This is a genomic window from Sciscionella marina DSM 45152, from assembly GCF_000379465.1.
Lineage (GTDB): Bacteria > Actinomycetota > Actinomycetes > Mycobacteriales > Pseudonocardiaceae > Sciscionella > Sciscionella marina.
This window is the reverse complement of record NZ_KB905380.1, coordinates 792,781-810,179: the sequence shown is the minus strand read 5'-3', so window position 1 is coordinate 810,179 and position 17,399 is coordinate 792,781. Positions and strand designations below refer to the sequence as shown.

Genomic DNA, 17,399 nt, shown 5'->3' with positions numbered 1-17,399 from the left:
GCCGGTTCCGTTCAGGCCCGGACCGGTGGCGGGCCGATGTACCGCGCGGCCGGGCGGATGATCGCGCGTTCCCGGGACTGCTCGAGAATGTTCGCGCACCAGCCGACGACCCGGCTCACCGCGAAGGTGGGGGTGAACATGGTGCGCGGGATTCCGCAGCGGTCCATCACCACGCCCGCGTAGAACTCGACGTTCGTGTGCACCTCGCGCCCCGGTTTGAGTTCGGCGAGCGCCGCGACCACCTGCGCCTCGACCTCGACCGCGAAGTCCACGGTCTCCCCGCCGAGCTCCTTGGCGATCTCGCGCAGCATCACCGCGCGCGGGTCCTCGGTGCGGTAGACCGGGTGGCCGAAGCCCATGATCCGCCGTCCCGCGCCGACCTGTTCTCGCACCCATTCTCTGATCCGCTCCGGCTTGTCGATCTCAGCGCCGATCTCAGCGCCGATCTCGTCGAGGCTCGCCAGCGCGCGATCCGGTGCGCCCCCATGCCGGGGACCGGAGAAGGTGCTGATCGCCGCGACCACACCGGCGGCCACATCCGCCCCGGCCGAGGCCACGACGCGCGCGGTGAACGTCGAGGCGTTGAACCCATGGTCGATGGTCGCCACGAGATAGGCCTCGATCGCCTCGACGTGCCGCTGCTGTGGTTCGGCGCCGTCGAGCATGTACAGCCAGTTCGCCGCGGTGTCCAGATCCGAGCGCGGTTCGACGGGTTCCCGGCCGTTCCCGAGGCGATGCAGTGCGGCCAGGATCGTCGGGGTCACCGCGCAGATGAGCATCGCGTCGGCCGTGCGCTGCTCCTGGTCGATATCGAGCACCGGCCGTATACCGAGCGCTGGGGCGAGCATGGAAAGCGCCGTGCGCAGACCGGCGAGCGGGTTCACCGCAGCCGCGGCGATCGCCGGGAGCGCATCGCGCACCTGTCCGGGGAGCACCCGCAGTTCGGCGAGCTCGGCGGCGAACCGCTGCTTCTCGGCCTCCTCGGGCAGCCTGCCCGTGAAGAACAGGAACCAGACGTCCTCGAAGCTCGTGCTCCTGGCGAGCTCGATCGCCGGGTACTGCCGGTAGTGATAGAAGCCCTCGGCGCCACGAACATCGCCGAGCTCGGTTTCGGTGACGATGACATTGCGCAACCCGGCCGGTGCCTCGATCGGGCCATCAATTGTGGTCGACATGGATGCCCTCCTTTACGCTCTCAACAATCGATTAGTCGATCGATGTGTGTCAATGTCGATCGAGTCGAGATAAGGTGGGGCGATGACCGAAGAGCGATACCTGACCACGGCCGAGGTCGCACGGCGGCTCGATGTGAAACCCGAGACGGTCTACACCTATGTCAGCCGTGGCCTGCTCACCAATACGAGCACCGGTCGCAAGCGGGGGAGCCTGTTCGCGCTCAGCGAGGTCGACCGGCTCGCGCAGCGGGGAAGGGAGGCGCACGAGCCCTCGGGTGCGGTCGAGCGGATCCGCACCGGGATCACCCTGATCGACAAGGACGAGCTGTACTATCGGGGCCATCGGGTGCGTGATCTCGCCGGAAGCTGGCCGGTCGAGGCGGTGGCGGAACTGCTGTGGGGCGGGGAACTCGGCCAGCGACCGCCGTTCTCCGGCCCGGAGCGGATGCTCGCCGCGGCGAAGGCGGCGAGTGCGGCCCTTCCCGAACAGGCCCGGCTCACCGACCGGATCCGGGTGGCCGTCGCGGCCGCGGGCGCGGTCGATCCGCTGCGGTTCGACCTCGCGCCGCGTGCGGTCACCCGGTCCGCCGGACTGCTGCTCGGCACCCTCGTCGACCTGTTCGCCGACGGAACGGCGCACGGCAGCGTCGGTGAGCGCCTGTGGCCGGGATTGTCCAGTGCACCCGCCCGGCCGGAGCTGCTCGACACCGCGCTCGTGCTGCTCGCCGATCACGGGCTCGCCGTCTCCACCGTCGCCGCGCGGGTCGCCGCGAGCGCGAGGGCGAACGTGTACGCGGTGATCTCGGCGGGTCTCGGCGCGATCGACGGTCCCTACCACGGCGCCGCCAGTGCCCTCGCCTACCGTTTCCTTGCCGAGGCCAAGGAGGATCCGGTCACCGCGATCGCCGACCGGATGCGCTCCGGCCAGCCCATCCCCGGTTTCGGGCACGTGCTGTATCAATGCGTCGATCCGCGTGCCGAGGTGCTGCTCGACCTGCTGCGCGACCAGCCGATCCAGGACACCGTGGACGTACTGCGGATCACCCTCGGCGACCGCGAGGACCTGTTCCCGAACATCGACCTCGCGCTCGCCGCGCTCATGCACGCCTACGACATGCCGCACGACGCCGGGGAAACGCTGTTCGCGCTCGCCCGCGTGGTCGGCTGGGTCGCGCACGCTATCGAGGAATACGCCGAACCCGGGCTGCGCTATCGAGCGCTGGGTATCTACACGGGTGCGGATCCGTGACATACTCCCGGTATGTTCTGTGAATCCTTAGCATAAGCGGCAAATGGCCGTCAAACTTGCAGGTCAGGGAGTTGGGGTATCCCGCTGATAGCTGTGAGTTCCCGGCGTTGACTGCTCTCGTGCTGACTTGGTGCTGACTTCGGAGACATAGAGAAGCCCCCTTGTCGAGTAAGATGAGGGGGCTTCCGTGTACCTCCGTTTGGAGTACGTAACACCCGCGTTCACCACCCGATATAGGGATGCAGCGAAAGGGTGACCAGATGACCTATCCGAACGGCCAGCACCCGGTTCAGCAGCCTCCCGGCTACTACCAGTACCCATACCCGGTGTACGTGAAGCCGATGACGAACGGGGTTGCCACGGCCGCGATGATCCTGAGCCTGTGCGGTCTGGTGTCCTTCGGGACGCTGAGCGTCGTAGGCTTCATCATGGGCCTGGTGGGTCTCCAGAAGTCCAAGGAGCTCGGAGGCATCGGCCGTAGCGAAGCGTTGACGGCTATCTGGGTGGGCGTAGGTGTGGTGTTCGCCGGGGCACTGCTGTTCTACCTGATCTTCTATGGAGCTCTAGCGGCGTCCGTGGCGAACGCCTAGCAAACGAGAAAGCCCCCGCTTCGGTGGGGGCTTTCTGTCGTTCTAGGGGTTAGGCTAGGTCGTCAAACTCGCCCGCCTTGACGCCTGCGACGAATGCGGCCATCTCTTCGCGTGTGAACCGCTTGGGGGCTGCGTCGAGGTCGGCACTGTGGTTGATGAGCACGTTGTCACCGTCGGGCTTCACCGCAACGCAGTTGCCTCCCTGGTTGCCGCTGCGAGCGGACTTGCTCCACCCGTGGCCCAGCTTGATACGCATGGTGGGTTACTCCTGCCGGAAGTCATCACGTAGTTGTTGAAGCAGTCTAACGGTCTCGGGAGGTCCGAGCGCTGATGCCTGTATGCGCTCGAATGCCAGACGGTACGTGTCCACGTGTCGGGAACCGTCGAGGTAGTCGGCCGAGGTCAGCCCTTCGATGTAGACGGTGGACATGTCCAGGTCGCGCAGCTCCAGCAGCACGAAGTTCACTCCGATCGCCGCGTGCGCGCCCGCGCTGTACGGGAGCACCTGAACGAGTACGTTCGGCCGCTCGGCAAGGTCGAGCAGCCTGGATAGCTGTTCGGACATGATGGCGGGGCTGCCGATGACACGGCGCAGCACAGCCTCGGAGAGCACTGCATAGAGAACGGGCGGGCTGTCGCGCTCCATGGTCTTTTGCCGTCGAATCCGGTCATCAACCATGGTGTCGATCGTGGCCTGGTCGGTGAACCAGCTTTCGAACACGGCCCGCGTGTACTCGGGTGTCTGCATCAGGCCGGGGACAAGCTCGGCCTCGTAGGTCCTGATGTGGTTCGCATGGGCTTCCCACTCCACGTAGGTACGCGCCCAGTCGGGAGTACGGCCATAGCTCGCCGTCTTGCGAGCTTCCGCACCCATGGTGCGTAGGCGCTCGGTCGCCTGCGCGTCGAGCTGGAACAGCCGGGCCAGTACGTCCACTTCGGCAGGCGCTAATCGTCCTTGGCCGTTCTCAATTCGGCTCACCTTGGATGCGGATTCCCACTGCAACGCGTCCATGACCTGTTCCACCGTGGTCCCGGTTTGACCTCGGAGTCGTTGTAGCTCCAGCCCGAGAACTACGCGCGGGACGGTGCGGGCCGCTGATCCTGCCATGCGGCGCATTCAACCACAGTCGGCAAACCATCTTTCACTCATTCAGGCCATATGTGCATACCTGCATTGCAGGTATGGTTCTCAGTTATCACGTTGTGGATAGGTGGGTTAGAAGATGCAACAGGAATGCCTGGTCCGGGAGGTAGCCCGTGAAGTCCATCGGGTGCGTACCGAGTACCCGAACACATGGCACAGCTACGCGTTCAAGCGCATCGAGGCATGGGAAGTTGCCGCGCAGCGGGACACCGACCCGCAAATGCGCGAAATACACCTTGAGCGAGCGAGTGCGTGGCGTAAGGCGGTTGGGCAAGTAGCGGTCAGGGCGTAGTCATGGACGCGGAGGGGCAGGGTTGGTTCGAATGGCGCACGGTCGACACGCACGCGGAAGCGATATTCGGCGCGCGGGGCGAGAACGAAGGCAAAAAGACGGCACACCGGATGGCCGCGAACGCGCGGGCGCGCTCTCGGGTCTCGGTAGGACAGGGAAAACGCCGTTTAGAACTACGCGCCCAGCGCTGGCAGGAGTACGCGGACGGGAAGGTAACTCCCTTTTCGGAGACTGGTACTCCGAACGTACCCGGCGAGCAGTGAACACAGCCTGCCTCAAGAATGGACTGCGCCCGCCGTTCATGCGTGTGCACCAGTACTTGACGGTGCGCTTGTAGCCGCAGTGGGGCAGGGCTTGAGTCGCAGCGCCGTGCTCGCCTTGCCTCGCTGTCACACCGAGATTGGAGCAGAACTGATCGATTAGACCTGCACGGCGGGGTGGGGTGCGCGCTCCGACCCCCGACTCATCCTGCCCTGCCGTGCTTCCTGAATATGGGGTTAGGCCAACCGGAGGAACGGTTGGCCATTTGTGCTGCCTTTCTTGACGTCCTGCTCGCTTCGGGTTAGTTTCCGTACTCGGAGCGCAGTCGCGCGCGCGCGGGGGCGCGCGCAGTTAAGAGGGGGCAAGATTGGTGGCGTCTGCTGGCGGTAGATCGGACGAAGTCGTCTACGTGGCATCTCGCCGTCCGACCTCCCCCGATGACGAGGTTGTCTTAGAGCTGCGCCGCATCGATCAAGGCCGGTTGGCCGTGATGGCTTATTCGTCGCTTGACGCGCTTGTTGAGTGTTGCGGGGGTCAGCAACCGTGGGTCGCGACCACTCCTGCCGAGCTTGACGACTGGGTGCGCCGTTCCGAAGCGGACGGGTTCTTGTGGGACGCAGAGATCCCGGAGGAACATCAGCACGGCCCGTTCGGTGATGATGTGATCAGCAGGAAGGACGACGAGGATGCCTGATACAGATGCTTCGGCCTCGGCCCTGCAGAGTGTCGCGGGTCGTCTCAAAGGTGCTAGTTCGACAGCGCAAGGGCTACCGACCCCGCCGCCCGCGCCGAATCTTGGCCCGGTTACCGGTTCGGTGGCCGCTGTGCTGAGCGCCTACACGAACGCGTACGCGTCGATAGTCGACGGCTTGGAGAAGGCGGCGAACAAGGTCCGGACTAGTCATGAGTCGTACATCACCGTGGAACAGGTGAACTATCACGACCTGGCGAGTCAGGACGAGGGCAAGTGATGGGGGTTCGTTGTGCCGCTTGATATTCGCTTCGAGGAAGACATTCAGGGTTTGCGGGATGCTGCCGATTATATTCGGCAGATGTCCAAGTTTGCCCATGGAGCGGGAACCGATGCCATCGCGGCGAACGTGGAATCCGAAAGCGGATGGGGCGGGCAGTCAGGGACTGCGTTTCGGGAGTACATCAACGCCTTCGGTGGCGATACCGACAAGGTCAGCGAAGGGTCCGGCAAACTCGCCCAAGGGTTCGATCAGGCGGCGGACGGCTACAACCACGTCAAGATGCGTTTCGAGCAGGCCCGTGAAGTCGCAGCGGCAGCGGGCCTGCGGACAACAGATACGCAGATCTTCGAGCCAGGCCCCGCACCCGCTGCACCGGGGCCGATGCCCCAGAATCCGACACCCGAGCAGACACAGGCCAATCAGCAGGCAACCCAAGCGCAAGCGGCTCATCAGGCTCAGCTTAAGGCGTTCCAGGAAGCGCAGCAGACTGTTAAACAAGCTTCTCAGGCTAAGCAGGAAACGCAAGGCTTTCTGCTTGATTTGATCGGCGGGAATGAGGTTGCTTCCGGGCTCAAGATCATCGGCACCTCAGCGAGTCTGGGTGGTCTCGCGCTATCCGCGTCGAAGCCGTACCGGGACGCTGCCCTTAAGCTTTGGCGGAATGTCGAGGATTGGCGCAGCATTCTCTCGAACCCGAAGGCAACACCCGAGATGAGACTGCGTGCGGCTGTGTCCAAGGACAAGGCCCTTACCGAAGCCATGTCTAGTGACGCGAAAGCAGGCGCCACCGTTCTACAACGTGCCATGAATAAGCTTCCTCCATGGGCTAGGGTTGCCCTTAACGGGGTGGAAGAGGCAGGTGTGGAGGTCGGAGAAAACACTGGTGCAATCGGTAGGGTCGCAATTCCGGTCGCGAAGCGGATACCTGTCCTAGGTACGCTCGTCGCCGCTGCGGGGGTCGGTTACGACATCTACCACGGCGCGAATCCAACGAAGTCGATCGTCTCCGGTGCGGGCGGCTTGGCGGCCGGGGTTGGTGTCGGTGAGCTCGTAGGCGGTCCTATCGGGCTCGCCGTTGGCGCCGTGGCCGGTGCCGGGGTAAGTTACGCGGTTGATCATCATGAGGCTCTTGAGCAACCGGCCGCCGATGTGGCTTTCGGTGTCACTCGGGGAATTAACAAAGTCTTCTGACTATGCATCCGACACTACCGCCTAAACCGGACCCCAGAACCGGCCTTCCGCGCCCCCCGGATGCCCCTGTGGAAGGACAGAGCAATAAAGGTGCAGCGCCCGAGCGCGGTAAACACAAGGCGAATCATCTACCCCCTCCCGCCGGAATGGGGCGGACCCTTGAAGGATACCGGGTAGCGACAAGCGCGGCCTTCGGGTCTAGCTGCGTCTTTGCTGGTGTAATTATCGTATTCCTGGTGATACTTTCTTGGTCGGAAAGTGGCGACCCGCTCGATTGGACCGGTGCCTGGTATCTCTGGGTCATCATCGGAATAGGGTTTGCGTATCCGTTGCTGATGATGCGTGGAAAGACGGTCACCTGCGGTGTGGACTGGCTGATGTACAATCGTAAGTCCTGGGTCAACACGTACGAGCTGAACGAAGTCAAAGTCACGAAGTATGCGGGCGGTTACCACATAACGTTGAAAGACACGAGCGGTCGGGGGATTATGCTCAACCTTCGGACTGTTCAAGAACTGCCGTATTTGTGGGATTATGTGTATCTCGGAATTATGCATTCCGTGGTTTACGGTGGCGCGAGGACTAACAACGAGGCTGTTAGACGACTCAAGCTCCCAAGGCCGGTAACATAGCCGACCGTGTGAGACTCGCGCGGCGGGGCGGAACGCATCCATCCCCCAGTCCGCCCCGTCGTGCTACCCCAACCGGAGTAGTGGTCACCACCGTTCAGCCGTACCCCGCCAGTCGGCGGGGTTTCTTTATGTCCTCGTGACCTCGCGGGGCTAACGCACTCTGGCCGTATAGCGATACGGCGATGGAAGAGAGGAGACAAGAGTGTCTGAGACACCCGAGAGCGGGAACAACGCGGAACCACCGAGACCGGCGAAGAAGCGCCGAAAGTGGCCGTGGATCGTTGGTGCGATAGTTGTCATTGCGGCCATTGGTGGGGGTATCGGTGGTGCTGCTGGGGGCGGTAGTGCTGACGCGGACGACACGAGCGGTAAGCCGACTACGGCGCAGGATCAGCCGCGGCCCGCGCAGACCGAGAAGGACGAGAAGCCACAGGTTACGTACAAGATCACCACTTCGGACGGGACCGCTGCGGACGTTACGTGGATGAACGGCGGTAGCCAGTCGCAGGACAACGGTGCGAAAACGCCGTGGTCTAAGACGGTTCCGGTTGAGTCGTTCGATATGTACAGCTTGACCGCGCAGAACAAGGGAAGCGGCAAGATCGCGTGCTCGGTGGAGAAGGACGGCAAGGTGCTTAAGCAGGCCGAGTCATCCGGACAGTACGCCATGGTGTCGTGCGTGGCGAGCGGATAGAAACCCTGTAGACGCAAGGAAACCCCCTTACCCGATTTGGGTAAGGGGGTTTGTTGTGTTCACTGCTTGGTGTCGTGCACCCCGAGACCGGGCGGTGGAGTCGGTTCGGCCGGTTTCGGCTTCTCGCTTTCCTTGTCGGCCGGTTCGTCCGTGAACGACTCGTACTGTCCCTCGGTGATGATGTGCTCGCGCTTGAGCCATCCGGCCGCGAGCGTCAGCGCGCCGAGGATGGCGGCGCCGACGACGGGTTCCCAGCCGTCCAGTTCGACGCCGAGCTTCCGACCGGCGTACAGGACCAGGAATCCGGCGACGGCCGATGCGAGCGACGCAGCGGTAACCTTCGGGTTCGTCTTAGCCTTAGCGCTCATTCGTTCAGCTCCCATCCACGCGGCGCGGTTCATCCCCGATGAGCGCCTTGCTTTTCCTGTCCAGTTCCCGGAACGTGTACGGCAACATCCAGTCCAAGATCTTCTTGCCGTCGTGCACGTCCTTTAGCAGTGCGTCAACCTCACCGCCGTTGCCGTACGCGGTGAGCACTCCGCCCGAGTACAGGCCATAGGTGATCAGTTCGGGGTTGTCGTCGTTCAACCCCTGGCATGCCACATACATGTCGTCATCCCCGTTGACTGGTTTCGGTTCCTCGGCGACGGTTCGCGTGTTGAGCGGAACCGCGCCCTTGTTCATGTCCACCCCGGATGCGGAGACACCGGGCACGCGCCCGGTGCTCGACCACTGCCACACGTGGTGTTCTACCGTCGGGTCGGCCCCGTAGCGGGCGACCCACACGACGGTTTCAGGCACGGCCGCGACGACCGGGCCGCGCACCACGGACAGCATGCTGTTGTTGCCGTAAAGGGCCGGTCGGTGCCCGCGCGCCCGAACCTGCCGGACGAACCGCACAGCGAACTGTGCAGCCGTAGGGCCAGGTGTGAACGGGTCTTCCAGGTCCAGCGCCGGAGCGAGATCGGTAGCGCCGAGCTGTTCTATCCGATCGCACAGGAGGTTTGCCTGTCGGATCGGGTCGCCGGGCTGCGCGTAGTGGTAGCCACCAACCCGAATGGTGGCGGCCTTGGCCTTCGCGCCGTAGCCCTTGTCTCGGCGTTTCCGCGTGCCGTCGCTGACCTTGATCCAGCAGAACTCTACGCCTGCTGATCGTACCGCGTGCCAGTTCGTGACCCGCTGATAGCGGGTGTACACGTCGATTCCGCGTGCCACGGTCAGCCCCCGATTTTCTGTACTACGAACGTTGCGAGTGGGCCGACCACGAGGGAGACCACGGCGGCGATACCGGCCGCCTTGCCGCGCCACATCTCCAGGGTTCGGATTCGGTGCTCGTGGTCCTTGACCTGTTCGGGCATAGCCTCGAATCTGGTGGCCAACTGTTGTAGTCGGTCATCGACACGGCACAACGTTTCGTACATCTCTCGTGTGGAGATAACGACGTTTCCATTTTCTTCGCTCAATGCATGCCGCCTAACCGGCCTCGGAGTAGTTCCCCTTGAACTCGTCGGCGGTGACGACACACGATGCCGTCAGGCTCGCCCCACTGTCCGGCACGATCAGCCACGAACCCTTTTCGACAGTGACCGCGAACGAATCCTGTAGCACTACGAGGTCATCGCCACTCTTGACCGCGGTTACGTCCGGCAGGTTGTCGGTGAACTCGGACTCCTTCGCCCCGTCCCACTGAATCGCCTTGTACTGCGGGGGATTTTCGGTAACTTTCTTCATCTATCCGCCTAACTATCGAACACAGTCACGGTCATGCCCGCGTGCGGGAAGTTCACGCTTACAGTTCCTTCACCGGAATCCCGAGCGCCGAACAGTTCAAGCGTGTGGTCGCCTCTTACGACAGGTACTTCCCAGAACTGCGAAGCGGTCGCCCGGAACGAGCTACCGGGCGAACCAAATATGATCTGTTTCCCCTGGTCTTGCCCATTAACCCTCAACACGAAATAGAATACTGAACCAGCCTTAGCGTTCCCCATGTCTAACGCCCCGGTGACAAGCGCTCGTGCTTTGTGGCCGGACGTGGAAACCTTGACCTTAGTGCCTTTGATCGCTTCTAGCTTGTGGTTGTCCGAGCCTGCCGGAATCCTCTGCACCGTCGTAGCGTCCGAGGTCGGGACCGAAAACATACTGACGGTTGCGCCGCTATCGGCATCCTCAAGTATGGACATGCGGTCGTCTAGGTCGTTGATCTCGTCTTGGTGCTCGTTCAGCAGGTCTGAGTGTTCACTGACCTTCGGTTCGACCACGATAAGACGATTGTCGTTGTCGAGAATGTTTTTCCGCAGTGGTTCTAGATCGTCGTCGTGGACGGTCATGCCGTCCACGAACTTGTGCATATCAACCTGAGACAACTTCTACAACCTCGTTGATTGACCGAAAATCGACCGTGAACTATCGCCAAGAATCCATTCGTACTGCTGCTGAAGGAACTTCACCGTCAGCTTGTCCACGTACCCCTTGTCGGTGGACCATTCCGCGTCGATACCCGAAATCGCCACTTCCAGGGTCGAACCCGACTGCGAATCTTCCAGGGTGATCGCGTCTCCGAGCTCAAGCCGGGGATCGTGCGGGATCTCTATGGAGTCCGTGACCGGGGTCGGTTCCTTGAGCGCGTCGAGCAGATACCCGGCGATGTAGTCCGCGCTCGCGCGGGACTGGAGCCAGTCGCCGCCCTCCATCTTGAGCGTGCGAGCCCGGTACTTGTCGATCGAACCCCGGTCTTGTTTGCGCCCGTCGTAGGCGCGGGCCGACGCGTCGAACCACGTGAGTCCCATGAGCGACAAGGCCGGTTGCGGCGGGGTGTCGTCCGGTTTGCTCGCGCCTTCCCCGTCGTGTTCCTGTTTCGGGAACGCGAACACGTTCGCGCTCGGTGCCTCGTTCACGACATAGAACCGCATCGTGCGTTGGTTCGCGTCCTGCCCGACGATCATGTTCACATTGGTTTGCCGCTCGGTGAAACTATCGACGTCCACATTGCAGAACGCGCCCCACGTTTCCGGCAACTGCGTTTCGCCGTGCGACAAGAAAACCGAGCCGTGCCCGGCACGGGTCATGTACACCGCGTCGTCACCGAGCGGTTCATCCGTCCACTGCTTGGTGTCTCCGGTCGGGGTGTAGTAGCGGAACGGGTCATCTGATTTGAACGCCACACGCCAATCTGAGAGTTTCGCCCGCACCTGGTAGGTGATGTCGTTCCGCACACTGTCCACATCAGTGGTGATCGGGATATTGTCGAACACGTCCCCGGTGATCGTGCGAACCGACTTCGGTCGGGTGTTGTGCGTCTTGCCGTACAGCTCGTTCAGATCCGCCCTGTTGCGGAACCGCAGCACACCCTCGGTGGTGGTGTAGATGATGCCGTACTCGGCATTACACACGCCCTTGATCACGTCCCAACCGGGGGTGTTCACCGTCTCCGGCAGGTGCGTGCACATCAGCAGGCTTTCGGACAGGTCCGGGAACGGGGTGTCCCCGTCCGGTTCCTTCGGCAACACGCAGTCCTCGGCCTTGCCTTCTTGGCCCCACACGCTGACGTGTTGCATCGGGGCCGCGAGGATCACCCGCGCGTGCCCCGGTTCAATGTAGTCCACCCGGTTCGCGTACTGCGGCACCGACCCCATAGAAGCGTTACCAGTAAAGGAATCGTCCACGTAGGCGTGCACGGTGGTGTTGCCGGTGAACTCGACCATTCCGGCCACGTAATGCCATTCGCCATCGCGGGGAAGTTCGAACGGCACCCGCACGTTTTTTCCGGTCACTTCGTCGGTGAACACGACGTGCATGTCCTCGGCCGCGTTCGGGGAACCGGTCACGAACAGGGTTACGGCGTAGTTCTCGTTCACCAGGTCGGTACGGTCGGAGTCCTTGAGGCCCCAGCCGGTACCGACACCGGTTTCCTCCCCAATGTCGTCATCACCGCAGCGGATCCAGAATGAGATCCCGTGTGTGAAGTCCGAGCCGTTGATACTCGGCATGTACGGCACACCATCGGTGTCAGCCTCCAGCAGTAGTGGGGTGCGCGGCTTGTTCGCCGCGAGACCGTACTTCCCGTCCGTCCATTTGTCCTCGATGTCGTCCCACGCGTTACCGGTGTCCTGCCCGTCTCCCCGGAAGTAGAACTGCATGCCGCCGTTGGCGGGCATGCGCCCGACGTTGTACAGATACCCACCCGCAAGGCTCCAGTACGCGTAGGTGCGCCGGGTGCCCTCGGTCCACACGGGCGGGCCGATCGTAAACCCGCACTGCCGCATGGTCTCGCCGATCACCCACGAGCCCGAGACCATGCAGGCGTGCCAGTTGTAGGCGTCCCGATCACGCGCCATCAGCGCCGCCCGGGGCAACGTCACCACCGCTTGCAGCCATTGCGGCACGTCCCACAGTTCGATCTCTACGGTGTTGTCAGCGGGGTCAATGTCGATGGTGCGAATCAGTCCGGTGAACTCGCGGCACTCCCGATCCCCGTCCCCGGTCGGGACGATTGAGTCCACGATCACGGGCACGTCGAGCACGCGATACCCGTACAAGGGGCTGTCGCCCCGGTACGGGTTGAGTGTTTGCGCGACGGTGAGCCGGTCGCCCTCCCGCTGCCCGCCGAGCTTGAGCTTTCCGGTACCAATGGAAGCGCCCTGCACGATCTGCGCCGAATCCGGCAGAGACGTATCGAGGGAACGGCTCGTCGTGAAGCTCGTGACGTACTCGGACACGTCCGAGTATGGGCCGTCGAAATCGTCGTCTTTCCAGCCGATCCGCACCCGCAGCCGGTCGTAGCGGACATGGGACTCGATCGCGTCGGCCAGCGGTTTGTCATCAGCGAAACGCACTTACACCTCTTGGATAGTCATGGAAGCGGTCACCAGCGGATAGCGGGGTGTCTTGGACTTCAGTTCGGACACGTAGACCTCCGGCGAACCGGTGCCGGGCACCCAGTCGGCGCCCTCGTGTTTCGTGAGCTGCCATCCGGTCGTGTACGCGTCGTCGGCGTCGCCCTGGACGGTCAGCCGCACCACGGCGTACGCGGCCTTCTCCGGCACGTCCAGCGCCACAGACACGCGCTCCCACTCGTCGCCGCCTGCCGCGTCTCCCTCGGCGTCGGTGACCTGTTGGTCGTCCGCGTCGAGCAGAACGAGCGACGGGGCGGCCTTGCCCTTCACGTACGCGGAGAACTTCAGCCGCTCACCCGGCACGACCGGGTTCGGCACAGTGCCCTCTACGGTGGTTCCGTCCTGCGGCTTGTGCAGGCGGATCGACCGGCCGAGTGGTAGATCCTCGGGCACCTCACCCGAGGTTTCGAGCTGTCCCGCCGATACCTTCGCTGTGGGAGCACTGGAGCGTTCCGCGCTCCCGGTGGACAGCCACCGGTCTAGCCGGTTCCACCGCAACGGGTCCACCAGGTACAGGCGCTCAGCGTGCAGGTTCATGTAGCACGCTTCCAGGTAGGCGAGCTGGTCCGGCAGCAACAGGGGAAAGTCGATCTCCCACGAGCGGCGGAACGCGAGCACGAACCGGGTTTTGCGCCCGGTCATGGCCGTGTGCTCGCCACCTACGGTTTCCTGATCCTCGGACCAATCCACATCGGGTGATGGCAAGGCGCGTAGCGCGCCGAGCGGCCCGAGATACAGCCACGGAATATCAGTCATTGAGTCCTCACAGCGTCGGGGCCATGCGCCGGTTACCGTCACGGGCCAGACGCGCCACCCCGCGCGAATCCATCTCGACACGCCAACCGGACAGGGCACGCTCGATCCGGTCGGTCAGGCTCGCGTCTACGTCCTCGGTGCGGCTGGCCAAATCGACGCGCACACGGTCCATGCGTCCCGCGAGCTTGCCCGCGTTGCGGCTGGTTTCCTGCGTCCGTTCACGCACGATCGTTCCCCCGTTGCTGCGTAGCTTGTGGTTCGGCACGACGTAGCCGGACACCTTCGGGACGAACAGTTCCGGTCCCTTCTCGCCGACCAGGTGCATACGGCCACCCTGTGCGCGCCCACCCTTTTCAAGCTTCGGGATTTGCGGAATCGCCGGGACACCAACAATTCCGGTCACCTTATTGATACCGGTCGTGATGCCGTTGATGACCGAGATGACCGCGTTCACCGCACCCTTAAGGAACCCGATGATGCCGTTCCAGATACCGACGAAAAAGTCCTTGATGCCCTGCCACACCTTGTGCCAGTCTCCGGAAATCAAGCCGGTCACAATCTCGATGATGCCCTTGATGGCCTGGAGTGCTCCGGACACCACGGACTTGATCGCCGTCCAGGCACCACCGATCACACCGCCGATCGCGGACATGACGCCCTTGATGACACCGAAGATTGCGCCGAACACCGTCTTCACAATGCCGTAGACCATTTTCAAAACGGCTTGTGTGGCCTTGCCGATGCTGGAATTCCAGAACGCGGACCAGAACTGTGCGAACTGGTTCGCGATTGCCTTAAGCTGGTTCCACAGGTTCACGAAGAACGGCACCACGCTTGCTTGAAACCAGTCAATGACCGGCTGCACAATCGCCTTGATACCGTTCCACAGGCCGATCCAGAAGTTACGGAAACCTTCGGACTGGTTCCACAAGGTGATGAACGCGCCGACCAGCAAACCGATCAGGGTCACGATACGAATGATCGGGTTCGCACTCATCACGACATTCAGAGCGCGGAACGCCGCTGTGAACGGTGTCAGCACCGACTGGAGGCCGCGCGCGGCGACACCCGCCGCGACCAGACCACCGGCCACGATGCCGATGATCCGAAATACCTCTTGCCCTGCCGGTGACAGGTTGCGGAACTGCTCGGCAATCCAGTTCAGCGCGGGCGCGACCACTTCGTTGATAGTCGTCCCGAGTAGGCCGAACGCCCCGACGATGCCTTCTCCGAATCCCTGGCGCAGCTCGGACAGCGCCGGGGCCGCCGCCGACCACAGGTTCTTGAACGCCTGTATCGCCGGTTGCAGAAACGTCTTGATCGCACCGATAGCGGCCGGAACCTTCGCCAAGCCCGCCGCGATCATGTCGCCAAGGCCAGTGACCGAGGGGCCGAACTTGTCGAGCAGCGGAAGAATCATGTCCGAGAACGCGCGGACTACGTTGTCCTTAGCCAGCTTGGTGCGATTCTCGAAAGAACCCATCACCTTGCCGTAGCCCGCGATCAGACCGCCGAACGTGTCTCCCGATCCCTTTTGGATCGCGTCGAGCATGTCCTCCATGCTGACCTTGCCATCCGAAACGGCGGCGTGCATTTCTTCCGGGGTTTTCTTCATCGCCGTAGCCAGAGACTCCCATGCAGGAACACCCGCAGCGGAAATCCGGTTCACGTTGTCCGCAGTGGCCTTGCCCTGGTTCTGCATGTCCAGCAGCGCCGAAGTGACCTGTCCCATGGCCTCCGACCCGTGCCCGGAAGCGACAACGGCCTTGTTCAGGTTCTTGATGACACCCTCGGCCTTGTCAGATCCGCGCGGCCCGCATGGTCATCGGGCACAACATCAACGCGTTTGATCTGGTCGCAGTGTTCGGCACCGACTCGAACGAACCGCTACAGCTCGCCCACGAGGGCCGGGTGTACGACACGTTCACACACGCTGGACTCGTGCACCCGGCACCAAGCCGGTACAGCAACCGGTTTGGACGGCCCCGCACGGTCGAGAAGCCCGACGACCTACTGGTGTGGTTCGGCCTGGACGAGCAGGCGTACCAACTCGGTGTCTCGGGCAAGACCGACGACCTCAGTACGCTGGCTGACGAGTTCGGCGGGTACGGCCGAATCCCGGTAGATGACCCCCGCTATGTGGCCTACCTACGAGGGGACGTGGAAGCGTCCGAACAGGTAGCCCGCGCACTGCTCAAACTCGGCGAGCTCGACTCGTACGCGCTCCGCGAGCAAAAGATCGCCGCACGCGCCGCGATCATCTCCGCGAACGGTGTACGCCTCGATGAGGCCCGAGCACGGGCGCGCCGTCACGAGCTCAAGGAACGCCGCGAACAGGTCATGGACCGACTCGTACGTGACTACAACTTCCCGACTATGGGCAAGTCACCGTGGGCCAACAATGAGGGCAAGCGTGTCACGTTCGAAATACTGGCCGAGCACGGCATCACGCCCGAGAACCGCCCGGACTGGCCGGTCACCAAGACCGGCAACCCGTCGCTAGGTGGGGATGCTCTGGTGGAGCTCACCGAGGGCACGCCGATCGAGGACGTAGGCCAGGCACTGGCCGAGCTCAAGGGACAGCGCACGCTATCGCAACTCGCCTTGGACTCGGTACACACGGACGGGTTCGTGCATCCGAGCATCAGCATGCTTCAGCGCTCCGGACGGTGGTCCACCACCAAACCGGGCCTGACCGTGTGGACCTCGCGGGGTGACGGCGCGGTCGAAAAGGCGTACTTCGTTCCCGACACGGACGACGAGGTGCTTCTAGAGATCGACCTGTCCAACGCGGACGCACGGATAGTCGCTGCGCTGTCCGGGGACCGGAAGTACGCCGAGCGGTTCGAACCGGGCGCGGACGGGCACACGATCAACGCTATCGCCGCGTGGGGCGAGGCAGTCGTCAACACCAACCCGAGCTACTACCGGGATCGTTGTAAACCGCTCGGGCACGGATGGTCGTACCGAGGTCAGCCCAAGGCCCTTGCCAAGGCGGCCGGGGTGCCCTTGGCAGAGGCAACCACGTTCAAGACCAGCATGGACGAGGAATTCAACCGGGTTGTCGCGTGGCAGAACGCCTGCACCGCCGAGGCACGGCGCAATGGTTACGTCATGTCCGAATGGGGCCGCAAGATGTGGGTAGAGCGTGGCCGCGAGTACACCCAAGCACCCGCGCTCAAAGGCCAGAACGGCACACGCGAAATCGTCTGCGACATTCTGCTCGACCTACCCGTCTGGGCGCTGCGCCGGTTGAAGTTGCAGGTGCACGACGCTCTCGTGTTCTCGGTGCCACGCGCCACGTTCGAACAGTGGCGCGACTACCTCACCGAGCTAATGACTCGCTCATTCAAACCAGCTCGGGGCGGACAGCGCATCGAATTCCCGGTTGATGCCGGTCCACCGGGCCGGAACTGGCAGGAAGCATCGCACTAGGAGAGACCGATTTTCTACGAAGACTATTTAGAGCGAGAAGGGTTCTTCGATTCGGCGCGCGAGACAGCGTGCCTCTTCTCGCGAACCGAACCGGAAGACTTTATTGAAGACGAG

General features: G+C 62.9%; 19 protein-coding genes and 1 pseudogene. 9 read left to right on the top strand and 11 right to left on the bottom strand.

Going from position 1 to position 17,399, the window contains the following annotated elements; all coding sequences use genetic code 11:
* Nucleotides 1–11 precede the first annotated feature (11 nt).
* Nucleotides 12–1,175, bottom strand: coding sequence for a citrate synthase (locus A37U_RS0103875; protein WP_020495299.1), 1,164 nt, complete (start codon nt 1,173–1,175; stop codon nt 12–14).
* Nucleotides 1,176–1,257: 82 nt separating this feature from the next.
* On the opposite strand from A37U_RS0103875, the gene A37U_RS0103870 reads away from it, so the two are divergent.
* Together A37U_RS0103870 and A37U_RS42180 are read left to right on the top strand one after the other, a co-directional pair.
* Nucleotides 1,258–2,424: a citrate synthase gene (locus A37U_RS0103870; protein WP_020495298.1), complete on the top strand. Its 1,167-nt coding sequence runs from the start codon at nt 1,258–1,260 to the stop codon at nt 2,422–2,424.
* Nucleotides 2,425–2,684: 260 nt separating this feature from the next.
* The gene (locus tag A37U_RS42180) at nt 2,685–3,014 is read left to right on the top strand and encodes a DUF4190 domain-containing protein (RefSeq protein ID WP_157182594.1); all 330 of its coding nucleotides are present in this window, start codon (nt 2,685–2,687) and stop codon (nt 3,012–3,014) included.
* A gap of 49 nt (nt 3,015–3,063) precedes the next feature.
* Here the strand turns inward: A37U_RS42180 and A37U_RS0103860 are convergent, their stop codons facing one another.
* The gene (locus A37U_RS0103860; RefSeq protein WP_020495296.1) at nt 3,064–3,270 is read right to left on the bottom strand and encodes a DUF397 domain-containing protein; all 207 of its coding nucleotides are present in this window, start codon (nt 3,268–3,270) and stop codon (nt 3,064–3,066) included.
* A 6-nt stretch (nt 3,271–3,276) separates the two neighbouring features.
* Nucleotides 3,277–4,122 carry a helix-turn-helix domain-containing protein gene (locus tag A37U_RS0103855; RefSeq protein WP_026196848.1) on the bottom strand — a complete coding sequence of 282 codons (846 nt, stop codon included), beginning with the start codon at nt 4,120–4,122 and terminating at the stop codon, nt 3,277–3,279.
* Between the two features lie 330 nt (nt 4,123–4,452).
* Here A37U_RS0103855 and A37U_RS51265 point away from each other — a divergent pair, with 330 nt between their 5' ends.
* The 6 genes from A37U_RS51265 (at nt 4,453) to A37U_RS49280 (ending at nt 8,202) form a co-directional block, all read left to right on the top strand.
* Entirely contained in the window at nt 4,453–4,713 is a 261-nt protein-coding gene (locus A37U_RS51265; protein ID WP_157182593.1) for a hypothetical protein, read from the top strand.
* Between the two features lie 407 nt (nt 4,714–5,120).
* Complete coding sequence (locus A37U_RS42175; RefSeq protein ID WP_020495294.1) at nt 5,121–5,405, top strand: SAV_915 family protein; 285 nt, start codon at nt 5,121–5,123, stop codon at nt 5,403–5,405.
* Nucleotides 5,406–5,526: 121 nt separating this feature from the next.
* Nucleotides 5,527–5,682, top strand: coding sequence for a hypothetical protein (locus tag A37U_RS51260; RefSeq protein WP_020495293.1), 156 nt, complete (start codon nt 5,527–5,529; stop codon nt 5,680–5,682).
* Between the two features lie 12 nt (nt 5,683–5,694).
* Nucleotides 5,695–6,876 carry a WXG100-like domain-containing protein gene (locus A37U_RS0103840; protein WP_020495292.1) on the top strand — a complete coding sequence of 394 codons (1,182 nt, stop codon included), beginning with the start codon at nt 5,695–5,697 and terminating at the stop codon, nt 6,874–6,876.
* A 236-nt stretch (nt 6,877–7,112) separates the two neighbouring features.
* Nucleotides 7,113–7,508 carry a hypothetical protein gene (locus A37U_RS42170; protein ID WP_020495291.1) on the top strand — a complete coding sequence of 132 codons (396 nt, stop codon included), beginning with the start codon at nt 7,113–7,115 and terminating at the stop codon, nt 7,506–7,508.
* Between the two features lie 202 nt (nt 7,509–7,710).
* Entirely contained in the window at nt 7,711–8,202 is a 492-nt protein-coding gene (locus A37U_RS49280) for an MmpS family transport accessory protein (protein ID WP_020495290.1), read from the top strand.
* 59 nt (nt 8,203–8,261) lie between these two features.
* On the opposite strand, the gene A37U_RS0103825 is transcribed toward A37U_RS49280, so the two are convergent.
* From A37U_RS0103825 to A37U_RS0103790, 8 genes and pseudogenes are all read right to left on the bottom strand, one after another.
* Complete coding sequence (locus A37U_RS0103825; RefSeq protein ID WP_020495289.1) at nt 8,262–8,570, bottom strand: hypothetical protein; 309 nt, start codon at nt 8,568–8,570, stop codon at nt 8,262–8,264.
* A 4-nt stretch (nt 8,571–8,574) separates the two neighbouring features.
* On the bottom strand, nt 8,575–9,417 hold the full coding sequence (locus A37U_RS0103820) for a glycoside hydrolase family 25 protein (protein WP_020495288.1): 843 nt from the start codon (nt 9,415–9,417) through the stop codon (nt 8,575–8,577).
* Nucleotides 9,418–9,419: 2 nt separating this feature from the next.
* A complete protein-coding gene (locus tag A37U_RS51255) occupies nt 9,420–9,560 on the bottom strand; it encodes a hypothetical protein (RefSeq protein ID WP_157182591.1) in 141 nt (46 codons plus the stop codon).
* Nucleotides 9,561–9,675: 115 nt separating this feature from the next.
* Nucleotides 9,676–9,933 (bottom strand): hypothetical protein, encoded by a 258-nt coding sequence (locus A37U_RS0103810; RefSeq protein WP_020495286.1) that lies wholly within the window; start codon nt 9,931–9,933, stop codon nt 9,676–9,678.
* An 8-nt stretch (nt 9,934–9,941) separates the two neighbouring features.
* Nucleotides 9,942–10,538, bottom strand: coding sequence for a hypothetical protein (locus A37U_RS0103805; RefSeq protein ID WP_157182590.1), 597 nt, complete (start codon nt 10,536–10,538; stop codon nt 9,942–9,944).
* A 30-nt stretch (nt 10,539–10,568) separates the two neighbouring features.
* Nucleotides 10,569–13,034: a hypothetical protein gene (locus A37U_RS0103800; RefSeq protein ID WP_020495284.1), complete on the bottom strand. Its 2,466-nt coding sequence runs from the start codon at nt 13,032–13,034 to the stop codon at nt 10,569–10,571.
* Nucleotides 13,035–13,850: a hypothetical protein gene (locus tag A37U_RS0103795; RefSeq protein ID WP_157182589.1), complete on the bottom strand. Its 816-nt coding sequence runs from the start codon at nt 13,848–13,850 to the stop codon at nt 13,035–13,037.
* A 7-nt stretch (nt 13,851–13,857) separates the two neighbouring features.
* Nucleotides 13,858–15,639, bottom strand: a pseudogene (locus A37U_RS0103790) (phage tail protein); the annotation flags it as partial.
* A gap of 29 nt (nt 15,640–15,668) precedes the next feature.
* On the opposite strand from A37U_RS0103790, the gene A37U_RS42165 reads away from it, so the two are divergent.
* On the top strand, nt 15,669–17,285 hold the full coding sequence (locus tag A37U_RS42165; protein WP_020495281.1) for a DNA polymerase: 1,617 nt from the start codon (nt 15,669–15,671) through the stop codon (nt 17,283–17,285).
* Nucleotides 17,286–17,399: the final 114 nt, after the last annotated feature.

Excerpts from the sequence above, each read along its gene's own strand:
- A37U_RS0103795 (WP_157182589.1), bottom strand. The coding sequence starts at position 13,850 with ATGACTGATATTCCGTGGCTGTATCTCGGGCCGCTCGGCGCGCTACGC.
- A37U_RS0103875 (WP_020495299.1), bottom strand. The coding sequence starts at position 1,175 with ATGTCGACCACAATTGATGGCCCGATCGAGGCACCGGCCGGGTTGCGC.
- A37U_RS0103825 (WP_020495289.1), bottom strand. The coding sequence starts at position 8,570 with ATGAGCGCTAAGGCTAAGACGAACCCGAAGGTTACCGCTGCGTCGCTC.
- A37U_RS0103870 (WP_020495298.1), top strand. The coding sequence starts at position 1,258 with ATGACCGAAGAGCGATACCTGACCACGGCCGAGGTCGCACGGCGGCTC.
- A37U_RS0103860 (WP_020495296.1), bottom strand. The coding sequence starts at position 3,270 with ATGCGTATCAAGCTGGGCCACGGGTGGAGCAAGTCCGCTCGCAGCGGC.
- A37U_RS51255 (WP_157182591.1), bottom strand. The coding sequence starts at position 9,560 with ATGCCCGAACAGGTCAAGGACCACGAGCACCGAATCCGAACCCTGGAG.
- A37U_RS0103810 (WP_020495286.1), bottom strand. The coding sequence starts at position 9,933 with ATGAAGAAAGTTACCGAAAATCCCCCGCAGTACAAGGCGATTCAGTGG.
- A37U_RS51265 (WP_157182593.1), top strand. The coding sequence starts at position 4,453 with ATGGACGCGGAGGGGCAGGGTTGGTTCGAATGGCGCACGGTCGACACG.
- A37U_RS42165 (WP_020495281.1), top strand. The coding sequence starts at position 15,669 with ATGGTCATCGGGCACAACATCAACGCGTTTGATCTGGTCGCAGTGTTC.
- A37U_RS42180 (WP_157182594.1), top strand. The coding sequence starts at position 2,685 with ATGACCTATCCGAACGGCCAGCACCCGGTTCAGCAGCCTCCCGGCTAC.
- A37U_RS0103855 (WP_026196848.1), bottom strand. The coding sequence starts at position 4,122 with ATGGCAGGATCAGCGGCCCGCACCGTCCCGCGCGTAGTTCTCGGGCTG.